This window comes from Brevundimonas sp. Soil_N_31 (genome assembly GCF_057655995.1).
On sequence record NZ_JBDGLE010000017.1, the window covers coordinates 1 to 10188 of the forward strand.

The following is a 10188-nucleotide window of genomic DNA, read 5'->3' on the forward strand; positions in this document are numbered from 1 at the left end:
TGATCGCTTCATTCTGTCCGTCCTTCGTTAGGGCGGACTCTAGCTATTCCTGGAGGAGTTTCAGGGGGTCACGTCAAAACCGAAGCCGGAAAGATAATCGGATATCCCCGAGCGGATGCCGGCGTCGTCATCGACGACGAGGATTCTCGCGTCACTAAACGTCATCCTATCTTGTCCCCCGTGAATGTATCGCGATTGTGTCCATCGACCCGCAAGGCATTACGGATCAGACAACCTCAAGATACACACTTGCGACAACTTTCTCCCGCCGAAGTTGGTTCGGCCATCTGGGAGGAAAACACCATGAAAACGCTTCGCACCATCGCCGCCATCACCGCCCTAGCCGGCGCTTGCTTCAGTTTCGCCGCCCCCTCCATGGCGGAAATCCGTAACGGAGAAGTCGTGCGGATCATCGTCTATCCGGACGGCACCACCGTCTATTGATGAGACGGCGCGCCGACGATGTCGGCGTGCCACATCACCCCAATCCGCAAATCTGGAGCCTTGCGACATGTTCGCCTCGATCATCGCTTCCGTCGCTCTTGCTCTCGCAACACCGCCCAACTTCCAGGATGCATCGCGGGACATCTCAGCCAAGCATGAGCAAGCGCCTCTTGCCGGCCGCTGGACGGGCGTCATGGGGCTGGGCGACACTGAGCATCCCATCAATCTATGGTTCGACCCTGACGAACGCGCAGGCCGTTTTCAAATCATCGGTCTCACCTCGGACCGAAATCCGATCCAGAGCGTGACGCGCCGCGGCGATATCGTGACCTTCACCCTGCCATCAAACCCGGTTCACGAATTTCGGGGCACGATCAACGGCGTACGTCTAACCGGAACCGTGCGCATCGGCGGATCAAGCAATCGCTTTTCTGTCCAGCGCGTCCGCTAAGCATGAATCGAAGCCTCGGCATGGTGTCTCTTGCGGCCGCAATACTGGTGAGCGACCCCGCGACGCCGGCCGAGCCGACAACCAGGCTCGCTCCCATTCCCTCTCCCGTGTCGATTGATCTCGACGACGCCGTCTGGTTCTCGACGGGGGAAGATTATCTTGTCACCCCAACTGCGATCGATGCTGATGAGATCGCGCAAGCCATGATCACTGCGCGCCATTGTTTCAGCCGGCGCTTCAATGCGGCGGCTCCGCCCGGCGCGGTCATGACCACCGGCGCGGTAGGGCTGTTCGAAGCCCTCCCTGAAGATCGGCGCGGCTGGGTGCTGCCCTGGAATTTCGATCGATCCGGGGCGTCGCGCGAGGCCAGGAGTCATGAGCAGTCCAAAGCCGAAGCCGCATCTTCGATCCAACATGAGTTGGGCCATCTGTTCCTACTGCACGCTCTGCTTCCAAACGTGAACAAGCCTCAGTACGGCGGCGACGCGCCCGATTGGTTGGATGAAGCCGCCGGCGTCGCTCTGGAATCCCCTTCGTCTCGCGCAGATCGCCGTCGACGCTTCGCCGCGCTCGTCGACGACGGGCGGTTGACCCCGTTCAGCACCTTCGTTTCGCAAGCCCACCCCGTGTTCGCCAGCCAGCGACTGCAGGCCGAGGTGGCGAGCGCCCGAGCCGCATCTCCTGATCAACCGATCGTGCTGGAGTTCACTCTGGCTGAGCTTGGCCTCACATCGACGTCGGCTGACGATTTCTACGCACAGACGAGCGCCGTTATCGATTTCCTGGACAGCCTGGAAAAACCCGACGCTCTGGGCTTGATCGCCAGAGACATCCAACAAAGCGGCGCCCCCCTCGGGTGGATCGCTCGACTGGGCGCCGATGTCGGCATGGCGACCTCGGAGGACTGGGACAGACGCTTCGAGGCGTGGTCCAGCGACGCCGACGACGCTCCCGCCCCGAATGATTGCCGAAGCAGCCCGTTATGAGTCTACCCTTTCCCACCTCACCAGTCTCCGGAATGGATGAGCCCCTCTCAGGGCGTGAGAAGCGTTGGCGACGCTGGCGGCGTTTATCCATCTTCGCCGTTCCCAGCGCGGTCCTGCTAGCGGCGCTTGTCTATCTGTCCCTCCAGCGCGCCAGCGATCTCTCCGTATCCGCCGCCAGCGTGCGCACAGCCGAGGTTGAAACCCGCCAGATCACCGAGGCGGCCGCTTTCGTCGGCCGCGTCGTGCCCATGGATTTGGTTCAACTCACAGCCCCAGAGACCGGTCGCATCGCCACAATCCACCTCCGATCCGGCGATACGGTCCAAGCGGGAGCCCCGATCGTTACCCTGTCCAATCCGGAACGTGAACTGGCCATCAGCGACCGATTGGCGCGGATACAGGCGGAGATGTTCACGACCTCCACGGCGCAGACCGGCCTGTCAGATGCCGGGAACCAGGATCGGCGCGCCTATCTCGAAGCCGCCCACCTGCGTGACGAGGCTGCGGAGCGGCTGAGACGTCAGGAAGTCCTGCTGGAGCGTGATCTGGTCAACGAGGCCTACGTCGCGCCCCAACGAGAGCAATTGCAATTCCGCACACGGGTAGCCGAGGAGCTGCGCGTGGTAATGGAGCGCAACGGCCCCTCGCGACGCAGCCAGGAATCGGCCGCCAGCGCCTATCTCGCCCAGCTACGGGAAAATCAGGCGGCGACCCTTGGGCAACTGGACGGCTTCGTTGTGCGCGCGCCCGTCGCCGGACGCGTGCTCGGCCTGGACCTCCAGACTGGCGAAGCCGTCTCGGCGGGCGATCCGCTCGCCCAGGTCGATCCGGGCAAGGGAGTTCTCATCGTAGCCCAGCTCGACGCCTTCTACGTTTCACGAGTTCGCAAAGGTCAACCAGGATCGATCGAGATCAGCGGTCGGGTCGTGCCTCTTGAGGTGGCCCATGTCTCGCCGGACATTCGAGACGGCGGCTTTCGTGTCGAACTGGCGCTACGCGAGAACGTCCAGCTGAACCCTGGCCAATCCCTGCAAGGACGCATTGATCTCGCGGCGTCCGGCGCCTTTCCCAGCATACCGGCCGGGCCCTTCCTCGAGCAGACGTCGGGTTCATGGATATTTGTCATCGACGCCGATGGGCGCACCGCCCGACGTCGCAACATTCGCACAGGCATCCGCGCGCCCGACCGCGTGGCCGTCATCTCCGGCCTGAAGACCGGCGAGCGGGTCATCATATCTAGCTACCGCGACTTCGGCGACGCCAAGGTCATTGACCTGACGGGAGAAACGCCATGAGCGAATTGATCCGTTTCGAAAAGGTCTCGAAGGCCTATACATCTACCGACATTCGCACCCATGCGCTTCGCGATGTCGACTTCAGCATTTCGGCTGGCGAGTTCGTTTCCGTGTCTGGCCCTTCCGGCTGTGGAAAATCGACCCTCATGAACCTGCTGGGACTGCTGGACTTCCCAGACAGCGGCACGGTCACGGCGTTCGGCTCGACCTTCACCCATCATGACGAAGCCCAGTTGACTCGACTGCGACGCGGCAACATCGGCTTCATATTCCAAGCCTTCAACCTAATCGAAGACCTCACCATTCTCCAGAACGTCGAAATGCCGCTCCACTATGTGGACCGATCAGCGGGCGACCGACGCTCACGCGCGACAGATCTGCTCGAGCAAGTCGGCCTCGGCGGTCGCTTGTCTCACCACCCCTCTCAGCTATCGGGCGGCCAACAGCAGCGCGTCGCTATCGCCCGCGCCCTCGCGCCCAAACCGAAACTGATTGTGGCAGATGAACCGACCGGCAATCTCGACAGTCAGAACAGTCTCGCCATCATGGAGTTGCTCGAGCAACTCACCGACACCGGGGCCGGCGTAGTGATCGTCACTCACGCCCCAGAGCTGGCCGAGCGGGCTCAGCGGCGCATCAGCATGAAAGACGGTCAGGTCATCGGCCTGGATAGGCGTCCCTAGAAATGAGAAGCCCCTCGCCGCTTCGCCTGCTTACACTCGCGGCCCTGGCCGTAGCCTTCACCGCCTTCAGCCTTGTGGCCGCCGCCGTCCAGCACGAGCGTCGATACAACGCAAGTTTCGACCCCGCGAACGAAGTGTATCAGATTTACACCCGTGTCGGTCGGAGCGGTCAGGACGCCGTCGCCATGGCCTCCGGGCTTTCAGATCTGGCCCCTGCCCTGACCGCGAGCGAACAGCGCCTGGCGGTCGCTCGGGTTGCTCGCGACAACGACCCGCGTCCGATCGAAATCGACGGGAAGACCTACTGGGTCGCCATCACCGAAGCAGATCCGAGCATCGTCGATGTCTTTAATCTGGGCGAAGACGCCTCTGCGTTCCAGCGCGCCCTCGCCCGCCCGGATGGGCTGATCATAACCCGCAGCCTCGCGAGAGAGCTGTTTGGCGCCGATCACCCAAGCCAGACAGTGATGATCGGCAGCCAGGGCTATTCGGTCGTCGCCGTCATTGACGATCTCGACCGCAACTCCAGCTTCTCGAGTGATCGCGCTTTCATCTCGAGCAGGGGAGCGGCCAGCTCCCTGCGGTTGTCCGACGCCGTCACTGCCGGCCTGACCTTTTCGATCGGCGGGGCGACGACTTTCGTCCGGGCGAGCGACCCCGATCAGATTTCACGGATCGCCGCCATCGCCAATCGCCACGCCACGGCCGCCATCGGCCGCTTCGTCGCCGCCAACCCTGGCGCCGGCGGCGTCGGCCTGCAGGTGTCGCATCACCTTGTACCCCTTCGGGATCTTGAACAGGCGGTCGCCCTGGGCGCCAATCCCGACGGCTCGCGGCTGGACCAAGGATCACTCTTCCTGCTGGTCGCCGTCGCCCTGGTGATCGTACTGGTCGCCAGCCTCAATGCAGCCAGCCTCAACCTGTCGCAAACCCTGGTTGGCGCCCCGGCCATCGCCGTACGCCGCGCATTCGGAGCGGGTCGGTCCCACATCGCCAGGGGCGTCATCGGACAGGCCGTGATCTCGGGTTTGGCCGCAGGCCTGATCGGTCTGGCGGCCGCCTTTCTGCTTTCCGACGCCTTCGGAACCCTGATCAATCGTCCTTTGCCGCGCTGGCCCGACCTGACAACGCTGGCGGCGGTGCTGGCGGCGGGCTGCGGATCCGGGCTGATCGCAGGCGGATACGCCGCCTGGATCACGACACGCATGCGGCCTCGCGAAGTTCTAGGCGCACGCGACGTCAGTCTGCCCGGAATGAAATGGATCCGCTCCTCTCTCGTCGCGACCCAGATCGCCGGTAGCGCGGCCACGCTGATCTTCGCGGTCGCCGTCAGCTTGCAACTGGCTCATCTTGCAAGCGCCACACTCGGTTTCACTCCCGACGGTCTCAGCGCCTATCGGCTTCCCGAAACGCTTGCAGCCGAAGACCCTCGTCGAAACTCTCTGCTCGCTCAGTCCCGCGCCGTCTTGGGCGCATCACACGTAGCCTTCGCCGGCGTTCTGCCGACGGAAGGAGCAGTATCGCAGCGGATCGTCATTATGGATGGCCGGTCGGTCGAAATCGCCACCGCCAGTTGGCTTCCCAATTCTCTGGAAATGCTGGGAGCCTCGCTGATCGCCGGCGCCCCCCCGAAAAACCTGGAAGACGCCCAAGCCGGCCGGGACGCACGCAACCAATCTGCGGCCATCAGCGAAACCACGGCGCGACGCCTCGGTTTCCAGGCGCCCTCAGATGCGATCGGCGCCCTTTTGTCCACCGACCGCCCTGGCGTCACCTGGAGCGTGTCGGCGGTTGTGGCCGACCTGCCCATGGGGCGCATTCGAGGCGGAAACGCCGCGGTCGCCTTTGTGCACGACGGGGGGCCTGCAGGTTTTCTGATCGCGCCGGCGGAGGCTGTTCAAGTCTTGGACCCCATCATCTCCACAGCCTTCCCAAGCGCCCCCGTGGACCGCATCTCCCTACGCGATCAGGTCAATATCGCCTTCGCCGATCTCATTCGACTCCGGGGGCTGATCCTAGCCTTCGCCGCCGTGCTCACCGCGACAGCGGCGGTAGGCGTGCTGGCCATGACCCTCGATCGGGCGAGGCAGATGCGCAAGGAAGCGGCTGTGCGGCGCGCATTCGGCGCTCAGACCTCGGACATTGGCCGGTTACTCGCGCGCCGCATCCTCATGCCCGTCGGCGCAGGGTTTATCCTTGGAGCCGCTGCAGGCGTCATCGGCACGCAATGGTGGCTGTCCGCCTATCCCGACAAAGTCAATTTCGCGCCGCCATCGATTCTGGCGGCGACGGCCGTCCTGAGCCTTGCCTCAGTCCTTGCAGCGGTCACCGAAATCTGGCGATTGTCCGTGGCTCGACCGGTGAACGCCCTCCGCGAAGACTAACCCCCACCTGACGCTCCGACTTCTGAGACGCCTACAGCGGAACACCGCCATATCGCCAGCGATCAGGAAAGCAGGTCACGGCTCGAGCCCGCCATAGCCGTCGGCCAGTTCATCCATGACCTGGATGAGGTTGTCGCCGCGCCCGATAGTCGCGACGCGCCAGGATATGCTCGCGTTCAGCCCAGCTTCGCATCGCAGTGCATATATAATCCGCAAAGCCTGGCTCTACGGCTTCGTATCTCAGCTTGAAGTCCGGGTGCTCATAGTTGTCGGCCAGTGCTGCGTACATGCCGGGTGAAAGCGTCCGCCCCCAACTTGAAGCGACCCAAGCATGGTGGCGCCTTATCAGGGCATCCAGCGACGGAGCCTGGGGCGGCGCGCCGCGTCGCAGGGCGTCCGCCAAGCCTTCTTCGATCGCGGCCAGTTCCCGCATATGGGCTTCGCGCTCGTCGCGGGTCATGTCCTTGGCCCGCTTGCGGCTATGGGCGATCATCGCCTCGGTTTCGGGCCCGTATTTGTCCGTCAGCCAAGCCTCATACTCAGCCTGCTTTTCGGGCGAAACAAATCCCGCATACAGGTTCGCGTCCTTCATGGCGCGTTCTCCTTTGAGTCGAGAGATCGTGCGGTCGATCGTTCTCACCATTTCGGCATAGCGCGCGGCCTGTTCTTGCAGCCTGCCTCTCTGCTTCCGCAAAGCTTCCAGACGATCAAAGCTAGGCGCATCCAGAATGGCCCCCACCTCAGCCAACGGAATTCCCAGCTCGCGATGAATGAGGATCTGCTGCAATCGCAGAAGCTCGTCTTCGCTGTAGTAGCGATAGCCGTTCGCCCCGATGAAGGCGGGTTTCAGCAGACCGATCGCGTCATAGTGGTGCAGGGCGCGCACCGACACGCCCGCCATTCTCGCCACCGCATTGACCGTATAGGCCTTCATCTCGCCATGCCTCCGCAATTGGCGGTTTGCGCCCTCACGCCACGTCAGGGTCAAGACGGCGCGTCACGCCGCCATCTGCTCCGCGAGGAAGTCGACGACCGCGCGAACGGAAGGCAGTTGCCCCCTGCGATGAGGCATGAGGAGCGTCGTCGTCGCCCCCTTCATTTCCCACAGCGGCAAAAGACGCACCAAGCCGCCGCTTTCAATGTGGGGACGGGCCAGGCGATGAGGCAGGCTTGCGACGGTCATGCCCGCCAGCGCCGCCTTCACGATCAGGACAGGGTCGTCCGCAAAGAGCTTCACAGCGGGCTGAACGCTCACAACCGCGTCTTCCGGCCCCAGCAAGGTCCAGGTGAATGGGGCGGCCGACGTCTCCGGCGCGACGCAGGCGTGCGCGGCCAGCGCCTCGGGCCGCGCCGGATTTCCATGCTCGGCCAGATAGGACGGCGACGCCACGAGGTAGTTGGGAGCATAGCCGAGCCGGCGCTGGACCAGATCCGAGTTCGGAAGCACGCCCCGATGAACGCGGATCGCGACATCGATCCCTTCCTGAACAAGATCGACATATCGGCTGGTGACGACGACCCCGACCTGAATTTTCGGATAGCGGCGCGTCAGCTCCGGCAACAGATCGGCGAGATCCGTCTGAACCGTCGTGGACGACGCCGAGATGCGAACCAGGCCCTGCGGTTCCGACAGCCGACGCCGTACGGCGTCGCCAGCGGCCTCGGCTTCTAGCAAGGCGGCTTTCGCATGGCGAAAGAAGCTCTCGCCGACGTCCGTCAGGGCGACCTGTCGCGTGGTGCGGTGAAGCAGTCGCGCCCCTAGATCAATCTCAAGTTCAGCCACGCGCTTGCTGAGCGTCGATTTTGGGACGCCCAAAGATCTGGACGCCGCCGCAAACCCCCGGCTTTCCACCACATGAACAAAGAAGAAGAGGTCGTTCAGCTTCAAGTTTCCTCACTGTCCATACTTATAGACAATCAGTCCATATTCCAGAGACTACCGCGATATTGTCTCGGCAATCATTCCTAATGCACGCGCAAAAACGAGAAAGCGACGTTGCATGCCCCCTCCCTCCATCATTTTCAGACAGAGACGTCGGAACGCCTCCGCCCCGGCGCGCAACGGAGCCCTGACCGCCCTGATCGGCGCCAGCTGCCTCACCGCCATGGCGGCGACGGCGATCACGCCCGCCCTGCCCGGCATGGCGGAAGCCTTCGCCGACACGCCCAACGGGGCGTTTCTGGTCAAGATCGCGCTGACGCTTCCGGCGCTGATCATCGCGTTGCTGGCGCCTTTCATCGGGGCGCTGGTCGACCGACTCGGCGCCGGCGGGATCCTGGTCGTTTCCGCCCTGACCTTCGCCATCTCTGGCTCCGTCGGCCTCTACGCGCCCGACCTCGCTACGCTCCTCGTCTCCCGTGCGGCGCTCGGAGCGGCCATCGCCGGCATGAGCACCGCCAGCCTCACCCTGGTCGGCGCGCTCTACGCCAATGAGCAACGACAGCGCGTCATCGGCCTGCAAGGCTCGGCGGCGTCTTTCGGAGGCATGCTCTTCCTGCTTCTGGGCGGCCTGCTCGCCGCCTGGGGATGGCGGCTGCCGTTCGCCGTCTATCTGTTGGCCCTGGCGCTGATCCCCATAGCGCTGCGGCATCTGCCCCGCTCGTCGTCGCCCGTCGCCGCGTCGCCCTCAGGCGAACAAGCCGAGACGACCCGATGGCGGCCGCTGATTCTCGCCTATGCCTCAGCCTTCCTGGGCATGGCGTTGTTCTACGTCATCCCGGTGCAGTTGCCCTTCCACCTGGCGTCGAACGGCGCGGTCGATCCCCGGCTGGCGGGATACGCCCTGTCCCTGTGCACCTTTTCCGGCGGCGTAACCGCGGCGTTCTACAGCAGGATCCGCAGTCGCCACGCGCCGTCCGCCATCATCGCGGCGGCCTTTGCGGCGATCGCTGCGGGCCAAATGTGCGCGGCTTTCGGCGACTATCAGCTGGTTCTGCTGGGCATGGCGATCGCCGGCTGTTCGGCCGGCCTCCTTCTGCCCACGGTCAGCGGCCTCGTGCTCGCCTCGGCCCCGGCGCACAGGCGCGGACGCTTCACAGGTGTCGCCGGCGCCAGCCTCTTCCTAGGCCAGTTCATTTCTCCGCTCAGCGCCGAAGCCGCCGAACATCTGGCGGGAAACATATTCGTCGGCGTGTCGCTGGCGGCCGCCGCGACCTACCTCGCCGTCGTCGCCTCAAGCCTGTTCATCTCATCCGCTCGCCCGCGCCGATGATCAGAACCCCGGAAGGACGCCTCGCCATGAAACCGTTTCGCCTCGGCCTCATCATCAGCACCACGCGCACCGGCCGTTTCGCCGACAAGCCGACGCAATGGCTTCTGCGTCGTCTGGCAGATCGCCCCGAATTCGCAGCCGAAACGATCGATCTGAGGGACTATCCCATGTCTCTCTTCGATGAAGCCGCCGCCCCCGCCTATTCGCCGCCGCAATGCGTCCATGCGCGATGTTGGGCGGACAGGGTCGGCGAGATGGACGCCTTCATCTTCCTCACGGCCGAGTACAATCGCAGCATTCCCGCCGCGCTGAAGAACGCGCTCGACCACGCCTATGTTCAGTTCAACCGCAAGCCCGCCGCCTTCCTCGGCTATGGCGGCGTGGGCGCCGCACGCGCCATCGAGCACCTGAGACTGATCTGCATCGAGCTGCAGCTCGCGCCCCTGCGCTCAGCCGTCCATGTCGGCATGGAGGCTTATCTGGACATCGCCGCGGGCCGACGAGGGTTCGAGGATTTCGACCACCTGAACACCTCAGCGACGGCCCTGTTCGACGAACTCGCATGGTGGACGGCGGCGCTGGGCGTCGCGCGGGCGGAACTGCAGGATCAGCCCGATCCTTTCAGGCCCGCCCCTCCAGATCGCCTTTCAGTCGGCCAATCAGAGACAGGGCGTGTCCGGCGTATTCGCTGATCCAGCGGTCATGGATGCGTTTGATCGGCAGGGCGTCGAGA

At 64.0% G+C, this 10188-nt stretch carries 10 protein-coding genes; 8 read left to right on the forward strand and 2 right to left on the reverse strand.

Annotation, left to right across the window (positions count from 1 at the left end; all coding sequences use genetic code 11):
* The first annotated feature begins 303 nt into the window (after positions 1 to 303).
* The 6 genes from AC3A3G_RS16140 to AC3A3G_RS16165 all read left to right on the forward strand — a co-directional run bounded on the left by AC3A3G_RS16140 (position 304) and on the right by AC3A3G_RS16165 (position 6243).
* On the forward strand, positions 304 to 444 hold the full coding sequence (locus AC3A3G_RS16140) for a hypothetical protein (RefSeq protein ID WP_165906614.1): 141 nt from the start codon (positions 304 to 306) through the stop codon (positions 442 to 444).
* Positions 445 to 511: 67 nt separating this feature from the next.
* Entirely contained in the window at positions 512 to 895 is a 384-nt protein-coding gene (locus AC3A3G_RS16145) for a hypothetical protein (protein ID WP_487488708.1), read from the forward strand.
* Positions 896 to 915: 20 nt separating this feature from the next.
* Positions 916 to 1881: a hypothetical protein gene (locus AC3A3G_RS16150; protein ID WP_487488709.1), complete on the forward strand. Its 966-nt coding sequence runs from the start codon at positions 916 to 918 to the stop codon at positions 1879 to 1881.
* Positions 1878 to 3176 carry an efflux RND transporter periplasmic adaptor subunit gene (locus AC3A3G_RS16155; protein ID WP_200168301.1) on the forward strand — a complete coding sequence of 433 codons (1299 nt, stop codon included), beginning with the start codon at positions 1878 to 1880 and terminating at the stop codon, positions 3174 to 3176. Before AC3A3G_RS16150 ends, AC3A3G_RS16155 begins: the two co-directional genes overlap by 4 nt.
* Complete coding sequence (locus tag AC3A3G_RS16160) at positions 3173 to 3859, forward strand: ABC transporter ATP-binding protein (protein WP_200168300.1); 687 nt, start codon at positions 3173 to 3175, stop codon at positions 3857 to 3859. The genes AC3A3G_RS16155 and AC3A3G_RS16160 overlap by 4 nt, the downstream gene beginning before the upstream one ends.
* A gap of 2 nt (positions 3860 to 3861) precedes the next feature.
* A complete protein-coding gene (locus tag AC3A3G_RS16165; RefSeq protein ID WP_200168299.1) occupies positions 3862 to 6243 on the forward strand; it encodes an ABC transporter permease in 2382 nt (793 codons plus the stop codon).
* Between the two features lie 109 nt (positions 6244 to 6352).
* Here AC3A3G_RS16165 and AC3A3G_RS16170 read toward each other — a convergent pair whose 3' ends face one another.
* Together AC3A3G_RS16170 and AC3A3G_RS16175 are read right to left on the reverse strand one after the other, a co-directional pair.
* The gene (locus tag AC3A3G_RS16170; RefSeq protein ID WP_487488710.1) at positions 6353 to 7177 is read right to left on the reverse strand and encodes a MerR family transcriptional regulator; all 825 of its coding nucleotides are present in this window, start codon (positions 7175 to 7177) and stop codon (positions 6353 to 6355) included.
* Between the two features lie 63 nt (positions 7178 to 7240).
* On the reverse strand, positions 7241 to 8131 hold the full coding sequence (locus AC3A3G_RS16175; RefSeq protein ID WP_487488711.1) for a LysR substrate-binding domain-containing protein: 891 nt from the start codon (positions 8129 to 8131) through the stop codon (positions 7241 to 7243).
* A 112-nt stretch (positions 8132 to 8243) separates the two neighbouring features.
* Here AC3A3G_RS16175 and AC3A3G_RS16180 point away from each other — a divergent pair, with 112 nt between their 5' ends.
* Both AC3A3G_RS16180 and AC3A3G_RS16185 read left to right on the forward strand, forming a co-directional pair.
* Entirely contained in the window at positions 8244 to 9455 is a 1212-nt protein-coding gene (locus AC3A3G_RS16180; protein WP_487488712.1) for an MFS transporter, read from the forward strand.
* 26 nt (positions 9456 to 9481) lie between these two features.
* A complete protein-coding gene (locus AC3A3G_RS16185; RefSeq protein ID WP_487488713.1) occupies positions 9482 to 10147 on the forward strand; it encodes an NADPH-dependent FMN reductase in 666 nt (221 codons plus the stop codon).
* Positions 10148 to 10188: the final 41 nt, after the last annotated feature.

What these genes read in the sequence shown, in the direction of transcription:
- AC3A3G_RS16180 (WP_487488712.1), top strand. Translation starts at nt 8,244, where the DNA reads ATGCCCCCTCCCTCCATCATTTTCAGACAGAGACGTCGGAACGCCTCC.
- AC3A3G_RS16165 (WP_200168299.1), top strand. Translation starts at nt 3,862, where the DNA reads ATGAGAAGCCCCTCGCCGCTTCGCCTGCTTACACTCGCGGCCCTGGCC.
- AC3A3G_RS16185 (WP_487488713.1), top strand. Translation starts at nt 9,482, where the DNA reads ATGAAACCGTTTCGCCTCGGCCTCATCATCAGCACCACGCGCACCGGC.
- AC3A3G_RS16170 (WP_487488710.1), bottom strand. Translation starts at nt 7,177, where the DNA reads ATGAAGGCCTATACGGTCAATGCGGTGGCGAGAATGGCGGGCGTGTCG.
- AC3A3G_RS16155 (WP_200168301.1), top strand. Translation starts at nt 1,878, where the DNA reads ATGAGTCTACCCTTTCCCACCTCACCAGTCTCCGGAATGGATGAGCCC.
- AC3A3G_RS16160 (WP_200168300.1), top strand. Translation starts at nt 3,173, where the DNA reads ATGAGCGAATTGATCCGTTTCGAAAAGGTCTCGAAGGCCTATACATCT.
- AC3A3G_RS16140 (WP_165906614.1), top strand. Translation starts at nt 304, where the DNA reads ATGAAAACGCTTCGCACCATCGCCGCCATCACCGCCCTAGCCGGCGCT.
- AC3A3G_RS16145 (WP_487488708.1), top strand. Translation starts at nt 512, where the DNA reads ATGTTCGCCTCGATCATCGCTTCCGTCGCTCTTGCTCTCGCAACACCG.
- AC3A3G_RS16150 (WP_487488709.1), top strand. Translation starts at nt 916, where the DNA reads ATGGTGTCTCTTGCGGCCGCAATACTGGTGAGCGACCCCGCGACGCCG.